Source organism: Streptomyces resistomycificus (assembly GCF_001514265.1).
Lineage (GTDB): Bacteria > Actinomycetota > Actinomycetes > Streptomycetales > Streptomycetaceae > Streptomyces > Streptomyces resistomycificus.
The window spans coordinates 203,109-219,172 of sequence record NZ_KQ948999.1; the positions used below are offsets into that span (position 1 = coordinate 203,109).

At 69.9% G+C, this 16,064-nt stretch carries 13 protein-coding genes; 5 read left to right on the forward strand and 8 right to left on the reverse strand.

Translation table 11 applies throughout. The features are described from left to right. The first annotated feature begins 781 nt into the window (after nucleotides 1–781). The 4 genes from AQJ84_RS31215 (at nucleotide 782) to AQJ84_RS31230 (ending at nucleotide 8,230) form a co-directional block, all read left to right on the forward strand. Nucleotides 782–5,521, forward strand: coding sequence for an RICIN domain-containing protein (locus AQJ84_RS31215; RefSeq protein ID WP_225889198.1), 4,740 nt, complete (start codon nucleotides 782–784; stop codon nucleotides 5,519–5,521). 2 nt (nucleotides 5,522–5,523) lie between these two features. Further along, on the forward strand, nucleotides 5,524–6,189 hold the full coding sequence (locus AQJ84_RS31220; RefSeq protein ID WP_051870299.1) for a hypothetical protein: 666 nt from the start codon (nucleotides 5,524–5,526) through the stop codon (nucleotides 6,187–6,189). A 90-nt stretch (nucleotides 6,190–6,279) separates the two neighbouring features. Next, on the forward strand, nucleotides 6,280–7,248 hold the full coding sequence (coaA, locus tag AQJ84_RS31225) for a type I pantothenate kinase (RefSeq protein WP_030045281.1): 969 nt from the start codon (nucleotides 6,280–6,282) through the stop codon (nucleotides 7,246–7,248). 46 nt (nucleotides 7,249–7,294) lie between these two features. Continuing rightward, nucleotides 7,295–8,230 (forward strand): DUF389 domain-containing protein, encoded by a 936-nt coding sequence (locus AQJ84_RS31230; RefSeq protein ID WP_030045282.1) that lies wholly within the window; start codon nucleotides 7,295–7,297, stop codon nucleotides 8,228–8,230. Between the two features lie 109 nt (nucleotides 8,231–8,339). Here AQJ84_RS31230 and glmM read toward each other — a convergent pair whose 3' ends face one another. The 3 genes from glmM to rplM form a co-directional block, all read right to left on the reverse strand. Further along, complete coding sequence (gene glmM, locus AQJ84_RS31235; protein ID WP_053192724.1) at nucleotides 8,340–9,698, reverse strand: phosphoglucosamine mutase; 1,359 nt, start codon at nucleotides 9,696–9,698, stop codon at nucleotides 8,340–8,342. 184 nt (nucleotides 9,699–9,882) lie between these two features. Then, nucleotides 9,883–10,404: a 30S ribosomal protein S9 gene (rpsI, locus tag AQJ84_RS31240; RefSeq protein ID WP_030045285.1), complete on the reverse strand. Its 522-nt coding sequence runs from the start codon at nucleotides 10,402–10,404 to the stop codon at nucleotides 9,883–9,885. A gap of 42 nt (nucleotides 10,405–10,446) precedes the next feature. Continuing rightward, a complete protein-coding gene (gene rplM, locus AQJ84_RS31245; protein WP_030045286.1) occupies nucleotides 10,447–10,890 on the reverse strand; it encodes a 50S ribosomal protein L13 in 444 nt (147 codons plus the stop codon). 533 nt (nucleotides 10,891–11,423) lie between these two features. Between rplM and AQJ84_RS31250 the strand changes: the two genes are divergently transcribed. Continuing rightward, a complete protein-coding gene (locus tag AQJ84_RS31250; RefSeq protein WP_030045287.1) occupies nucleotides 11,424–12,317 on the forward strand; it encodes a membrane protein in 894 nt (297 codons plus the stop codon). A 19-nt stretch (nucleotides 12,318–12,336) separates the two neighbouring features. Here the strand turns inward: AQJ84_RS31250 and truA are convergent, their stop codons facing one another. From truA to rpsM, 5 genes are all read right to left on the reverse strand, one after another. Then, the gene (gene truA / locus AQJ84_RS31255) at nucleotides 12,337–13,194 is read right to left on the reverse strand and encodes a tRNA pseudouridine(38-40) synthase TruA (RefSeq protein WP_030045288.1); all 858 of its coding nucleotides are present in this window, start codon (nucleotides 13,192–13,194) and stop codon (nucleotides 12,337–12,339) included. Nucleotides 13,195–13,358: 164 nt separating this feature from the next. After that, nucleotides 13,359–13,868 (reverse strand): 50S ribosomal protein L17, encoded by a 510-nt coding sequence (rplQ, locus tag AQJ84_RS31260; protein ID WP_030045289.1) that lies wholly within the window; start codon nucleotides 13,866–13,868, stop codon nucleotides 13,359–13,361. Between the two features lie 194 nt (nucleotides 13,869–14,062). Further along, nucleotides 14,063–15,085 carry a DNA-directed RNA polymerase subunit alpha gene (locus AQJ84_RS31265; RefSeq protein ID WP_003966937.1) on the reverse strand — a complete coding sequence of 341 codons (1,023 nt, stop codon included), beginning with the start codon at nucleotides 15,083–15,085 and terminating at the stop codon, nucleotides 14,063–14,065. A 124-nt stretch (nucleotides 15,086–15,209) separates the two neighbouring features. Beyond that, nucleotides 15,210–15,614, reverse strand: a complete 405-nt coding sequence (rpsK, locus tag AQJ84_RS31270) for a 30S ribosomal protein S11 (protein ID WP_003956432.1) — start codon at nucleotides 15,612–15,614, stop codon at nucleotides 15,210–15,212. 64 nt (nucleotides 15,615–15,678) lie between these two features. Further along, entirely contained in the window at nucleotides 15,679–16,059 is a 381-nt protein-coding gene (gene rpsM / locus AQJ84_RS31275; RefSeq protein ID WP_030039769.1) for a 30S ribosomal protein S13, read from the reverse strand. Nucleotides 16,060–16,064 lie beyond the last annotated feature (5 nt).

The window sequence follows — 16,064 nt, forward strand, 5'->3', positions numbered from 1 at the left end:
ACCGGCCATCTTTGCCCGTCCCGGCCGCCACCCCTCCCCCTCTTGCACACAGGAGTCACACAAGAAGCACATGCATATGGAGGGATCTCGTCGTCCGGAGTGACTTACCGGCCAGTAGATGCTTTCTCGCCACCGCTCACGGAACCGGAACCGCACTCTTGTACGACCCCGTGTGCATCTGCTTATGGTTGCGCCGCGCATCACGCGGATCTGACCCATCCGTCTCGCGCACGACCATCAGCGACCGGGGGAACTGCGTCGCCACGGGGGAGGACCGCACCGTCATGCCGCAGCATCTGATGCCGCAGTACCTGAAATCCGCGCGTTCCGCGCCGACCGGCCCAGGCCGTTCCTGACGCCACGGTGGGCCAAGTGGCCCTCTACAGACTCCTCCTGAGCCTCTTGCCGTTCTGAGCCCCGGGCTGCCCCGAACCCTCGTGGCCGCCTGGCTCTCGGGCTGTTCCGACCCTCAGAGGACCCCGGGCGGCCTCATGCCGCTCGGCGGACTCCCGGTCCCACTTCCCGCCTTGAAAGGGATATCCCTTTGCGTTCCAGAATCCTGCGTTCCAGACCACCTGGCGTGCGCAGACCTCTACCGGGGCGGTCCGGTTCGACCGCCCGGATCGTCCCGCTTCTGCTCTCCGCCGCGGTACTGGCCGGCGTCGCCGTGCACCAGGGCCCGCTCGACCGGCTGACCGCGCTCGAAGCGGAACCGGTGGCCGATTCCCACGACTGGTTCGAGGACACTGCCGTCGAGCAGTTGCGGCAGGACCAGTGTCTGATGGCCGACGTGCTGCGGCTGGGCGGGCCGACGATGGCCACGACCGCGCAGGACGGCCTCAACAAGACGCCGGCGGAGCTGCACACGCTGGCCGACCGGGAACACTGGCGGGACACCCCGCTCGCCACCGCGTACCAGAAGGACAAGGACGCGGCCGGCAAGGAGCTGGAGGCCCTCAACGGCCTGCGGGACACGTGGAAGAAGCCGCTGGACGGGCTGACGACTCCGGCAGGCTTCACCGAGACGGACTTCCACTGGCCGCCGGGTTCGCCGGGGGACGGCAAGAAGGACTTCTACGGTCAGACCGGTCTGACCCCGTGGACGGCCGACCGGTTCTGGAAGAACGAGCTCGACTTCTACGAGGACCCGACGCCGAAGGCGGACCAGGCGACGCTGAAGGCCGTCAAGGATCTGGGCACGCCACTGTACGGCAAGGATCCGGACCCGAGTCTCCCGACCGACGAGTGGACTCGTGCGCTCGCCGAGCGGGACGCGTTCAAGCACCTGACGGACTGGTCGCTGGAACCGGCGGGCGCGGACAACGCCCGTCTGTTCCTCGCCTCCGGGGGCTTCCCGCGCACGGCCCCGCAGCCGGGTTCGGCCGAGTACCGCATCGCGGTGGAGGACCTCAAGACCCGCTTCGCCGCGTGCGCGTGGCGCGATCCGATCGACCCGGGCAAGGCGCTCGGCGAGGTCTCCGCCACCGCGGCCGCGGAGTGGCAGCAGGAGATCGCCTCTCAGGCCACGCAGCGCAACCAGATCCTGACCGCCAACAAGGACGCCACCAAGGCGCTCGCGGCGGGTGCGAAGGCTCTCGGTGACCTGCTGGGCCACTCGTGGACGGCGGATCACCTCACCCGCTGGCAGGACTACTGGTCCGCGGGCGGCGTCGGTCACGTCGGCGACGCGCCGACGGTCATCGAGGTGCCCGGCGCGTCCGGCAAGTGCCTGGACGTCGCGGGCGGCGCCAAGACCAACGGCACGGCGGTGCAGCTCTACACCTGCAACGGCGGGGCGGCGCAGAAGTGGGAGGTCTACGGCGACGACGAGGGCCTGCACCTGCGCAACGTCAACTCCCTGAAGTGTCTGGACGTCTCCGGGACCGACACGGCCAACGGCACGAAGATCCAGATCTGGACGTGCAACAGCTCCCCGGCACAGACCTGGGAGTACAACCTGCGCGCCGCGACGCCGCTGAAGAACGTCGGCACGGGCAAGTGCGTGGACCTGGCGACCTACACCAACGGCCAGGACACCCGGCTGTGGACGTGTGCCGGCACCACCCCGCAGAAGTTCACGATCAAGCCGTCCGGTAACACCGGCACGGTTCCGCCGAAGGCGCAGTTCGACAAGGCGAAGGCGGGCGTCACCACCGCGCGGACGAAGGCGGCGAGCCAGCTGGCCACCCTGAAGGCGCAGCTCGCCGTCGCGCAGAAGGCCGCCACCGCTACGGACACGGCCGAGCAGGCCGCCTATGCCGTCGCCGACAAGAGTGGCGCGCCTCGGGGCCGGGGCCTGCTGGTGGGCCAGCAGAAGGCGCAGGTCACCCAGGGCTCGGCCGCCGCGTTGGCGGCGATGGTGAAGGCGGGCGAGACCGCCGAGGCCGCCACCCGCGCCGCGGCCGCCGACAGCGCGACCATCACCCAGCGCGCCCTGGCCCAGGCCGCGCAGGCGAAGGCCGAGTTCCGCAAGGAGGCCGCGCACACCGCCGAGTTGCAGGCGAAGGCCGCCGCGGACGCCGCCAAGGTCCACCGTGACAACGCCAAGAAGGACAAGGAGACCGCCGAGGCCAAGCTCGCCGTCGCCCTGAAGGCGGAGGGCGACGCGAAGGCGGCCGCCGCCGACGCGCACGCCGAACGCCTCGCCGCGGAGGCCGAGGAGGCCACCGCGAAGAAGGAGAAGGAGACCGCCGAGGCCAAACAGGCCGAAGCGGCACAGCACAAGGAGAACGCGCAGGCCGAGGCCACCAAGGCGAAGGACGCCAAGGACAAGGCCGAAGCTGCCGAGGGCACGGCGGTCGAGAAGCGGAACGCCGCGGTGGAGGCCCGCGACAACGCCAAGGCCAAACGGGACGACGCCTGGGACGCCGAGCAGAAGGCCGACGCCTCCCGCGCCAAGGCGGACGCCAAGGAGGCCTACGCCCAGGCGCACGAGTCCGACAGCAACGCCACCGAGTCCAGAGCGGCGGCGGACGCGGCGGACCAGCACGCGACGGACGCCGAGACGGCCGCTACCAAGGCGCGCTCGGAGGCGGACGCCGCGACGCAGGCCGCGGCTGACGCCGACGCCGCGGCCACCCGTGCCGAGGCGGCCGCCAAGCGGGCCCGCGCCCACTCCGACGCCGCCCAGGCCGCGAAGCTGAAGGCCGACGCCGCGGTGAAGACCGCGACGAGCGCCGTGGCAGACGCCATCAAGGCCGCCGCACACGCCGCCGCCGAGGCCAAGACCGCGGTCGAACTCGCCGACGAGGCCGAGGCGCTGGCCAAGACCGCCAAGGGCCACGCGGACGAGGCGATGAAGGAGGCCGCCAAGGCCCTCGCGGCATCGGCCAAGGCCGCGGGCTTCGCCCACGTCACCGCCCAGGCGGCCGTGGACGCCGGCAACGCCGCCGCCCAGGTCGCGGCCCCGGCCAACGACGCCATCCAGCTCGGCTCCCCCTACGTCACCACCGACTCGGCCGCCGGCCTGGTCGTGCTGACCGGCCAGGCGTCGAAGACGATCGCCGAGCAGCAGAAGGCCGTCGCCGACGCCCACGCCAAGAACGCCCAGGAGGAAGCCGCCGCGGCCAAGGCCCTCGCCACCCAGGCGCAGGGCGACGCCAAGGCCGCCTACCAGCACGCCGCCAACGCCGCCGGACACGCCTCCGACGCCCGCGGCTACGCCAAGGAAGCCCTCGGCTACGCCGCCGACGCGGCCACCGCCGCGTCCAAGGCGAGCGCGTCACTGGCCCGCACGATCGAGTACCAGCGTCAGGCCACGGAAGACGCGGCCGCCGCCGACAAGGCAGCCGGCCGCGCCGAGGGGTACGCATCCCAGGCCCGTGCCTCCGCCGACCAGGCAGCCCTCGACGCGGCCGCCGCCCGCACGGCCGCGGCCGAGGCCGAACAGGCAGCCAAGGACGCCCGCGCGGCAGCCGACCGCGCCGACGTCGCCGCCACCGAGGCCGAACAGGCCGCCAAGGACGCCGACAGGTACGCGAAGGAGGCCCAGGAGGCCGCCGACCGCACGGAGCGGGCCAAGGCCAACCAGCAGGTCGCGGCGGGTACCGGCACCGGGATCGGCGGAACGTTCTACGTCATCGACGAGGACAGCGTCGAGATCCTCGAGGCCAAGCAGAACGAGCCCTGCAGCTTCCCGCCCGGCTTCGGGACGACCTGCACCGTCACGTACACGTTCAAGTTCAACGCGACGGCCGACTTCTACCTCTGCACCAACCCCGACGTCCCGGCCACCGAATCCGGGTGCCCCACCTCGGACACGATGTACCTGGGCTCGGAGCGGTTCCCGAATCTGACGAAGGACGTCACCCGCACCTTCACCCAGTTCGAGGTCCTCAAGGGGCTCGTCGAGACCTACCTCAAGATCGGCAAGGCGCTGCTGGTCCAGGACTTCGTGGACTGCTGGCACGGCAGCGTCAGCGGCTGCGCCTGGGCGGCCTCCAACTTCATTCCGGGCAAGGCGCTCGGAAAGGCCATGGAGGGGCTGCGCGCCCTGGACGCCGCGATGCGTACGGGCATCAACGTCCGTGACGCCTTCAAGGCGCTGAAGGGCCTGGACCTGGACCCGGGGACCCTGGCCAGGATCGAGAAGTCGGTCGACGCCTACGAGGACGTGATCACGTCCTGCAGGATCAACAGCTTCCCGGGCGGCACACAGGTCCTCATGGCCGACGGCTCCCGCAAGGCGATCCAGGACGTACGCATCGGTGACCGGGTGCTCGCCGCCGACCCGCGGACCGGCCGGTCGGCCGCGCAGCCGGTGACCGACACGTTCCGGCACGACACTCGGCGGCTGGTGGACATCGGTGTGGCCGGCGGGTCGCTGACCAGCACGGCGGGCCACCGCTTCCACGTGGAGGACCGCGGCTGGACCCTGGTCTCCGACCTGCGCGTGGGCGACCGGTTGCGCTCGCCGGACGGCACGCTCCGGACGGTGACGGACCTGCGGGACCGGGCCGGTCTGGCTCCGCTCGAGGTGTTCGACCTCACGGTCGACGAGGTACACACGTTCTACGTCGGCACCGAAGGGCCCCGTCCGCAGGACGTTCTCGTCCACAACTGCAGGCGCGTCCTGGCCGACGAGGACATCGAGGGTGCCCACACCGTGAAGGAGCACATCGACAAGCCCGACGCCGAAATGCCGGACAAGGCCCGGAAGTCGAAGAAGGGCATCGCGACCAAGTGGGCGAACGCGGACGTCGCCGCGGACGCCGTCGACAAGGCCCTGGCCGCGTGGATCAAGAACCCCAAGAACGCCCAGGACCTGGCCGACTGGCAGATCAAGCAGGCCCAGAGGATCGGGAAGGGCAGGATGTTCGACCCTGGCAAGGACCTCAAGACGATCCGCTGGGAGGTGCGGGACAAGGCGGGCAAGGGTCCCCTGGGAAGGAAATGGGTGCGCAACGGCGACGAAGTGGATGACAGCCCCGTCGACACCGACTACGTCATCATCCAGCTGAAGTACGCGCCCAAGCACAAGCCCTCGAAGTACGTCGTGTACACCGCCTACCCGGAAGGCTGACCGTGCCGGAGGAGATCGGGCTGTCCTGGGTCGCCGCGCAGTGCGACGACCTGGTGGACCTCCCCGTGGAGGACCTGGACAGCCTTGCCGAGCGGGGACCGCTCGCGGCCGTGGTCCGTATCGCCGAGCGGTCGGTGACGGACCTGGACCGCCCGGCGGCCCTGCAGCTCGGGCGGGACGTGCGGCGGCTGCTGGACTCCCCGCTTGCGGAGGAGACGCTCCACACCGTGTGGCTCGGCTCCACGGACAAGGTCTTCGACCCGGCCAGGGACGGCGTCGGCGCCCGTGACTGGCTGCGCGGGATCGAGGAGGCATGGCTGTCCGCCCAGCGCCGCGACGACCCCGCGTTCGTGCCGCCGGCCGCCGGCCCCGTGACGGACGAGGAACTGCGCCGAGCCGTTCTGCGGGTGATGGCGCCCCTCGCCACCGACCTGACGAACGCGGCCGAGACCGGGATCTATCCGCTGCCGCTGCCGGGACTCGTACCGGCACAGGAGCAGGTCGTCGTCCAGTGCTGTGCCGACCTCGGGTACCGGATGTTCCTGCGTGCCGTGAAGGCGTACTTCGTGGCGGTCGACGAGAACACCCGCGACGCCCTCGTCGCGCTCGGCGAGCGGTTCGGCTACCCGCGGACCCTGGTGGAAGGAGGTCTGAACCACCGGGAGTGACCGGGGCCTGGTGGGTGGGCGTGACGCACCCCACCCACCACCCCGTTCAAACTCCGTTAACAATGGACTGTGATCTCTCCGGTCCCACCGATGCCCCGGAGCGCCCACCGGCACAGGCCGGAGGCGACTCCCTACGTCGACCTCACCCGAGCCGAATGGAGCGCGCTGCGCGAGAAGACGCCGCTGCCGCTCACGGCCGACGAGGTCGAGAAGCTGCGCGGCCTCGGCGATGTCATCGACCTCGACGAGGTGCGGGACATCTACCTCCCGCTGTCCCGGCTCCTCAACCTCTACGTCGGCGCCACGGACGGCCTCAGAGGGGCCCTCAACACCTTCCTCGGCGAGCAGGGCTCCCAGTCGGGCACGCCGTTCGTCATAGGGGTCGCGGGTTCCGTCGCCGTCGGCAAGTCCACCGTCGCCCGCCTCCTGCAGGCCCTGCTCTCCCGCTGGCCCGAGCACCCCCGCGTCGAGCTGGTCACCACGGACGGCTTCCTGCTCCCCACCAAGGAGCTCCAGGCCCGCGGCCTGATGTCACGCAAGGGATTTCCGGAGTCTTACGACCGCCGTGCGCTCACCCGCTTCGTCGCCGACATCAAGGCGGGCAAGGCCGAGGTCACGGCGCCCGTCTACTCCCACCTCATCTACGACATCGTCCCCGACCAGCGGCTCACGGTCCGCCGCCCCGACATCCTGATCGTCGAGGGCCTGAACGTCCTGCAGCCCGCACTCCCCGGCCAGGACGGCCGCACCCGTGTCGGCCTCGCCGACTACTTCGACTTCAGCGTGTACGTCGACGCGAGCGTCGACGACATCGAGCGCTGGTACCTCAGCCGCTTCCGCAAGCTGCGCGCGACGGCCTTCCAGAACCCCGACTCGTACTTCCGCAAGTACACGCAGGTGTCCGAGGAGGAGGCCGTCGACTACGCCCGCACGCTGTGGCGCACCATCAACGGGCCCAACCTGGTGGAGAACATCGCCCCCACCCGCGGCCGCGCCGCCCTCGTCATCCGCAAGGGCAGCGACCACAAGGTCAGGCGGCTGAGCCTGCGCAAGCTGTGAGGGCCTGGCCTGTGAGGACGTGAGGGGAGCCTGTTAGAAAGGCGTCATGCTGCATCTGCGCCTCATCACTCCCTCCGGCAGGACCGACGAAGTGGTCCGGCTGATCGAGAACACGGTCGGCACCACCCACCTGGTCGTCCTGCCGGGCGCCGCCCGCAACCCCTCGGGCGACGTGGTGATGTGCGACGTGGCCCGCGAGGCCGGCGACGAACTCCTCACCGGCCTCCAGAAGTTGGGCCTCGACACCACCGGCTCCATCGCCGTCGAGAACATCGACCTGTCGCTGTCCAAGCGCGCCGACCAGGCCGAGGCGGACGCCCCCGGCGAGGGCGCGGACGCGGTCCTGTGGGAGCACCTGACGGAGGAGACGCACGAGGAGTCGACGCTCTCCGTCACCTACCTCGCGTTCATCACCCTCGCCACGATGCTCGCGGCCTGCGGTGTGGTCCTGGACAACGCGGTCCTGATCGTGGGCGCGATGGCGGTCGGGCCGGAGTTCGGGCCGCTGGCGGGGATCTGCACGGCGGCGGTGCAGCGGGCGCCCCGCCTGGCCCTGCGCTCCTTGATCGCGCTGCTGGTGGGGTTCGCGGTGGCGATGGCGGTGACCGCCGGCTTCAGCCTCTTCATGGACGCCGTGGGCCTGTTCACCAAGGACCGGTTGGAGGCCGACCGGCCCAACACCGGCTTCATCTACGCACCGGACTGGTTCTCGTTCGTGGTGGCCGTCCTCGCCGGAGCCGCGGGCACCCTCTCCCTGACGTCCGCCAAGTCCGGCGCCCTGGTCGGCGTGGCCATCTCGGTGACCACGGTCCCGGCCGCCGCCAACGCCGCGGTCGCCCTGATCTACGGCGACGCCCACCAGACCCTCCGTTCCAGCGAGCAGCTCCTGCTCAACCTGCTCGGCATCGTCCTGGCCGGAACCCTCACCCTGCTCCTGCAGAAGTGGCTCTGGTCCACCCAGCGCAAACGAACGGCAGCCTGAGAACAGCGGGGACGAACAAACGCCTCAGGGGCGCGGGGAACTGCGCGACAAGCCACAACGAACCCGCGGCCCACCCCCCGGCAGAACCCCCCACCCCCTACCCGGGGCCCTAGCCCAGCGCGGACTTCACCGCGTCGGCCAGCCGCCCCGCCACCGACCGAGCCTGATCGATGTCGGCCGCCTCGACCATCACACGGACCAGCGGCTCGGTCCCCGAAGGCCGCAGCAGCACCCGCCCGGTCTCACCGAGCTCCCGCTCGGCATCCGCGACCGCCGAAGCCAGCTCCGCGGACGTACCCACCCGGGTCCGGTCCACGTCCGGCACGTTGATGAGCACCTGCGGCAGCCGCTCCATGACAGCCGCCAGCTCCCGCAGCGACCGTCCGCTCTGGGCGACCCGAGCCGCCAGCAGCAGCCCGGTCAGCGTGCCGTCACCGGTGGTCGCGTGGTCCAGGATGATCACGTGCCCGGACTGCTCGCCGCCCAGCGCGTACCCGTGCTCCTTCATCTCCTCGAGCACGTAGCGGTCCCCCACCGCCGTCTGGACGATCTTCAGGCCCTCCCGCTCCAGCGCCAGCTTGAACCCGAGGTTCGACATGACCGTCGCGACGACGGTGTCGGAGCGCAGTGCGGAACGCTCCCGCATCGCCAGCGCGAGTACGGCCATGATCTGGTCGCCGTCCACCTCCTCACCGGTGTGGTCGACGGCGAGGCACCGGTCCGCGTCACCGTCGTGCGCGATGCCGAGCGCGGCCCCGTGCTCGACGACCGCGGCCTTGAGCAGACCGAGGTGGGTGGAACCGCAGCCCTCGTTGATGTTGAGCCCGGTCGGCTCGGCGCCGATGGTGACGACCTCGGCACCGGCCTGCCGGAACGCCTCCGGCGAGACCCCGGCGGCGGCGCCGTGCGCCTCGTCGAGGACGATCTTCAGCCCGTCCAGCCGGTTGGGCAGCACGCCGACGAGGTGGGCGACGTACTGGTCGGCCCCCTCCCCGTGCTCCCGCACGCGCCCCACGCCCGCGCCCGTCGGCCGGTCCCACGGGGCACCGGTGCGGTGCTCCTCGTAGACGGCCTCGATACGCTCCTCCAGCTCGTCGTCGAGCTTGTGCCCGCCGCGGGCGAGGAACTTGATCCCGTTGTCGGGCATGGCGTTGTGGCTCGCGGAGAGCATGACACCGAGGTCGGCGCCGAGCTCGGCGGTGAGGAAGGCGACCGCGGGGGTCGGCAGCACGCCCACCTTGAGGACGTCGACACCGGCGCTGGCGAGGCCCGCGACGACGGCGGCTTCCAGGAACTCCCCGGACGCGCGCGGGTCCCGTCCGACCACGGCGGTCGGGCGGTGACCCTCGAAGGTGCCCGCCTCGGCCAGTACGTGCGCCGCGGCGACGGAGAGGCCAAGAGCCATCTCGGCCGTCAGATCCGCGTTGGCGACACCGCGCACGCCGTCCGTGCCGAAGAGTCGTCCCACTTGTCCTCCTGAGAAGCTTCAGATTCGGAATCATCCGATCGCACAAGCCTTTGAGCGCCTTGTGCCGTTATACGCCCGAGGCCGTGATAAACGAACGCCCCGGAGGCACTGTGGCGTGCCGCCGGGGCGTTCGGACGTACTGCGTACTGCGTGAAGTACTGCGAGTACGAGCAGGCAGCGAAGCTTAACGCTTGCTGTACTGCGGGGCCTTGCGGGCCTTCTTCAGACCGGCCTTCTTGCGCTCGACCGCACGGTCGTCGCGCTTGAGGAAGCCGGCCTTCTTGAGCGGGCCGCGGTTGTTGTCGACGTCGGCCTCGTTCAGCGCGCGGGCGACACCGAGACGGAGCGCACCGGCCTGACCGGAGACACCGCCACCCGCGATGCGGGCGATGACGTCGTAGCGGCCTTCGAGCTCGAGCACCTTGAAGGGCTCGTTGACTTCCTGCTGGTGCACCTTGTTCGGGAAGTAGTCCTCGAGGGTGCGACCGTTGATCTTCCACTTGCCGGAGCCCGGGACGATCCGGACGCGGGCGATGGCGTTCTTGCGACGACCCAGGCCGGCGGCCGGCTGCGGGTCGCCGAAGCGGGACGCCATGGACTCGGAGGTGTACTCGCCCTCGACGGGGACGTCCGACTCCGTGGTGTAGCTGTCGATGTCGACAAGCTCAGTCTCTTCGACCGGCTGCTCAACGGTGGTCTCGGCCACGATTCTCCTCAGATTCTGTTCAGTCTTAGGGGGTGGCCGGACTTACTGCGCGACCTGGGTGATCTCGAACGGCACCGGCTGCTGCGCAGCGTGCGGGTGCTGGTCACCCTTGTAGACCTTCAGCTTCGAGAGCATCTGACGGCCCAGCGTGTTCTTGGGGAGCATGCCCTTGACGGCCTTCTCGATGGCCTTCTCGGGGTTCTTGTCGAGCAGCTCGTCGTAACGGACGGAGCGCAGACCACCCGGGTAGCCGGAGTGGCGGTACGCCATCTTCTGGGTCCGCTTGTTGCCGGACAGGTGCACCTTGTCGGCGTTGATGATGACGACGAAGTCACCGGTGTCGACGTGGGGGGCGTAGATCGGCTTGTGCTTGCCCCGCAGAAGGGACGCGGCGGTGGTGGCGAGACGACCCAGGACAACGTCCTGAGCGTCGATGACGTGCCACTGGCGCGTCACATCGCCGGGCTTGGGGCTGTACGTACGCACGGTTCGTAGCCTTCGCTTCGAGTGAATGGTCCTAAACAAGGTCACCGAAACGATCACGACAGCCTGGGCCCACGGCGGCGACGCATACCGCGTACGTGGGGTCGCTGGTCATCGGCCCGGTGGACCGGTGTAAGGGCCCGTCCCGTGAGAATGAGCAAGCCAATACACAACGAAGAAGCAGAATACCCGTGCTGCCCCGTACGGGTCAAAACAAGGCACCCGACGCCACTCCGGCGGCCGCGGCGCGCGCCACGCGCGCCCCCGACCTCGGGCGATCTCCCACCGCGAGCACCGGTCGACACAGCGTGAAGACCGCCCCGAGGGGCGCCCGGACGCCCGGCTCCTACGACGATCATGTCACCCGCCCTCCGTCCGAGGTCAGGTGCGCCCCACGCCCCACCGCCACCCGCCGGCCCTTCGCACCAACCACCCGGAGATGTGGCTTTTGCGCTCGCCCGCCGCACGAACGTCAGGGGTTCCAGAGCCTCTTGGGGCGGACCTGCACATCGCTTCCCCCGTCTAAGATGCGGCCCATGAGCTATGGGCAGCAGGGGGGACCCCAGTCCCAGTGGGATCCCTGGAAACCGCATTCCCAGCAGCCGTGGGACGGCGGCGGCACCGACCGGACGCCGGACTGGGCCGCGCTCGCCGAGGCGTCCGAGACACGCAACAAACGGCGTCGGCTGCTGTTCATCGGCGGCGGCGCGGTCGCCACGCTGGCCATCGGCACGGCCGTGGCCATGGCCGTGGTGTCGGCGAGCGGCGGCAAGGGGTCGGACCAGCCGTCCGGCCTGCCCGCGAGCGCTGACATCCCGAGCGGCACCGGCACCGCGGAGCCGTCATTCGAGCCGACCAGCGTCCCGCCGCCGCTGGACCCGAAGGACTTCATCTCCAGCAAGACCAAGGACACGGCCCCGCTCAGCGCGGACACCCTCTTCCCGGGCACGCAGCTGACCATCAAGCTGACCTCGGGCTCGACCGTCTACAAGAAGGGCCCGACGGCCGACACCAAGAGCTGCTCGACGGCCGCCAAGGGCACCCTCGGCAAGGTCCTCACCGACAACGACTGCACCCGTGTGCTGCGTGTCACGTACACCAAGGACAACATCGCGGTCACGGTCGGCGTCGCCGTCTTCGACACCGAGGCACAGGCGAGCAAGGCCAAGAAGGACGCCGACGACAGGAGCATCATCGCGTCGCTGTCCGGGGACGGCGTCAAGGCGTTCTGCAACTCCGCGTTCTGCCGCACCACGACCAACTCCTACGGCCGTTACGCCTACTTCACCACCGCCGGCTTCCTTGACGGCAAGGACGTCACGAACAAGGACAGGGCGGTCTTCACGGCCGGGGACAACCTGCAGAGGTTCACGTTCAACCAGATCCGCCGCCGGGGCGAGGCCCAGGCATCGGCCGCGGCGAGCGAGTAGCCCGTCCGCCGGGGCCGGTTCAGCAGCAGCCGGCCCCGGGCAGCGACCGCTTGTTGCGGGCCTCCTTGTTGCGCGCGGCGAGCAACTCGTCGGCCGGGTAGCCGACTTCCTCGAGGGTCAGCCCGTGCGGCCGCACGACGTGCACGGCCGAGTCCCGTACGCCGGCCGCGAGCACCTTCCCCGGCCAGTCCGGTCCGCGGTGCCCGTCCCCCACGAACAGCAGCGCCCCGATGAGCGAGCGCACCATGTTGTGGCAGAACGCGTCGGCCCGGACGGTGGCGGTGACGACCCCGTCGGCGCCCCGGGAAAGACGCAGCTCCTGCAGCGTACGGATGGTCGTGGCGCCCTCCCGCCGCTTGCAGTACGCGGCGAAGTCGTGCTCACCCAGGAGCCTTCGGGCGGCCTCGTTCATGGCGTCGACGTCCAGCGGCCAGTCGTGCCACAGGACGTGGTTGCGCAGCAGCGGGTCCACGCCTCCGGGGTCATCGGTGACCCGGTACGCGTAACGCCGCCAGATCGCCGAGAAACGGGCGTTGAAGCCCTCGGGGGCCTCGGTGAGGGACCAGACCCTTACGTCCTTGGAGAGCCGCCCGGCGAGCCTCTTGAGCAGCTTCTCGCGGTGCTCGGCCCACAGCTGTCGCGGCAGGTCGACGTGCGCCACCTGCCCGCGGGCGTGCACCCCGGCGTCGGTCCGCCCGGCCACGGTCAGCTCGTACGTCGTGTCCCCCGACCGCGTGACGGTCCGCAGGGCGTCCTCGATCTCGCCCTGCACGGTCCGCCGTCCCCCGGCCTGCTTGGCCCACCCGGAGAACGCGGTCCCGTCATACGAGAGATCCATCCGGACACGGACGTGGCCGGGTGCTGCTTCATCACTCACGTGGAGATCCTCTCAGGAACACAAGGGCGGGCCCGCTCCTCGAAAGGAACGGGCCCGCCAACGCCCGCAAGGGGCGCGGGGACTGCCGATGTGCGACTCCGTCGCGTGGGCGCGACCGCCCACCACGAAACCGCGGCCGCGAACGCACAGCCCCCGGCAGACGCTTACGCGTCCTTCGACTCCTCGGCCGCGGCCTCGGTGTCGTTGTCACCCTTGGCCACGTCGACCTTGGTGTCCTCGACGGCCGGCGCCTCGGCGTCCTTGGCGGCACGCTTGGTGGCGGCCTCGGCCTCACCGGTCGCCTCCTGGGCGACGGTCAGCGCCTCGACCAGCTCGATGACGGCCATGGGCGCGTTGTCGCCACGGCGGTTACCGATCTTGGTGATGCGGGTGTAGCCACCGGGACGGTTCTCGTAGCGCGGGCCGATCTCGGTGAAGAGCGTGTGCACGATGCTCTTGTCCGTGATCACCTGGAGCACCTGGCGGCGGTTGTGAAGGTCACCCTTCTTCGCCTTGGTGATCAGACGCTCGGCGTACGGGCGCAGCTTGCGCGCCTTCGCCTCGGTGGTGGTGATACGGCCGTGCTCGAACAGCGCCTTCGCGAGGTTCGCGACAAGCAGCTTCTCGTGCGCGGCGCTGCCGCCCAGACGGGCACCCTTGGTGGGCTTCGGCATGGTGTTTCTCCTAGGTGTCTGCCCCGGCCGTATCAGGTACCGGGGTCAGTGTCCGAGCAGGCGATCGCCTGTCGGAGATCCGGGGCGCCTCTTTCGAAGCACCCCGGAGGATCCGCGCCCCGTAAGGGGCGCGGGGAACTGCGCGACCAGCCACAACGGTCCCGCAGCCAGGAACGGCAGGCGGTCCCGAGCCCTTAGTACTGCTCGGTCTCGACGAACCCGGCGTCCGCGTCGTCGTCCGCGCCGAACGCGTCCGCCGCGGCGGTGGGGTCGAATCCGGGCGGGCTGTCCTTCAGGGCCAGGCCCATGCCGGCCAGCTTCGCCTTGACCTCGTCGATCGACTTCGCACCGAAGTTACGGATGTCGAGCAGGTCGGCCTCGGAACGCGCCACGAGCTCACCCACGGAGTGGATGCCCTCGCGCTTGAGGCAGTTGTACGACCGAACGGTGAGCTCCAGCTCCTCGATCGGCAGCGCCAGGTCGGCGGCGAGCGCGGCGTCCGTCGGGGACGGACCCATGTCGATGCCCTCGGCGTCGATGTTCAGCTCGCGGGCGAGACCGAACAGCTCGACCAGGGTCTTACCGGCGGAGGCCATGGCGTCACGGGGACGCATCGCCTGCTTGGTCTCGACGTCGACGATCAGCTTGTCGAAGTCGGTGCGCTGCTCGACACGCGTGGCCTCGACCTTGTACGTGACCTTGAGAACCGGCGAGTAGATGGAGTCGACCGGGATACGGCCGATCTCCTGGCCCACCTGCTTGTTCTGCACGGCGGAGACGTAACCGCGGCCGCGCTCGACCGTGAGCTCCATCTCCAGCTTGCCCTTGCCGTTGAGCGTGGCGAGGACGAGGTCGGGGTTGTGCACCTCGACACCGGCCGGGGGCGCGATGTCGGCGGCGGTGACCAGACCCGGGCCCTGCTTGCGCAGGTACATCACGACCGGCTCGTCGTGCTCCGAGGAGACGACCAGCTGCTTGATGTTGAGGATCAGGTCGGTGACGTCCTCCTTGACGCCCGGCACGGTGGTGAACTCGTGCAGGACACCGTCGATACGGATGGACGTGACCGCCGCACCCGGGATCGAGGACAGGAGGGTCCGGCGGAGGGAGTTGCCGAGGGTGTAACCGAAGCCCGGCTCCAGCGGCTCGATCACGAACCGGGAGCGGAACTCGTCGACGACCTCTTCGGTCAACGAGGGACGCTGAGCGATCAGCATGAAGTGAATCCTTCAGTCATGGGCACCCACTATTTGATGCCCTTGAGTGCTACAAGGGTACGGGCGATATGGCCCCGAAGAGCCATACCGCCCGAAACCTCAGACCAAGCAGCCGTACGTCGGGTCAGACGCGGCGGCGCTTGGGCGGACGGCAGCCGTTGTGCGGGGTCGGCGTGACGTCCTGGATCGAGCCGACCTCGAGGCCGGTGGCCTGGAGGGAGCGGATCGCGGTCTCACGGCCGGAGCCGGGACCCTTGACGAACACGTCCACCTTGCGCATGCCGTGCTCCTGCGCGCGGCGGGCGGCCGACTCGGCGGCCATCTGCGCGGCGAAGGGGGTGGACTTGCGCGAGCCCTTGAAGCCGACGTGGCCGGCGGAGGCCCAGGAGATCACGTTGCCCGAGGGGTCCGTGATCGAGACGATCGTGTTGTTGAACGTGCTCTTGATGTGCGCGTGGCCGTGAGCGACGTTCTTCTTTTCCTTGCGGCGCACCTTCTTGGCAGCGCCCTGACGACCCTTGGGGGGCATCTATAACTCCTACGGGAGGTGGTCGGTCCTACAGCGAAGACCGCTGATAAGCGTCCGCTGAGGACTACTTCTTGCCCGGCTTCTTCTTACCGGCGATGGCGCGACGCGGGCCCTTGCGGGTACGAGCGTTCGTGCTGGTGCGCTGACCGCGGACGGGCAGGCCACGACGGTGACGGAGACCCTGGTAGGTACCGATCTCGACCTTGCGGCGGATGTCGGCCTGGACCTCACGGCGGAGGTCACCCTCGGTCTTGATGTTGTTGTCGACGTACTCACGAATCGCGACGAGCTGCTCCTCGGAGAGGTCGCGAACGCGGGTGTTCGGGTCGATGCCGGTCTCGGCCAGCGTCTGCTGGGAGAGGGTCCGGCCGATGCCGAACACGTAGGTGAGGGCGATCTCCACGCGCTTTTCGCGCGGGATGTCAACACCGGAAACGCGTGCCATTCAAT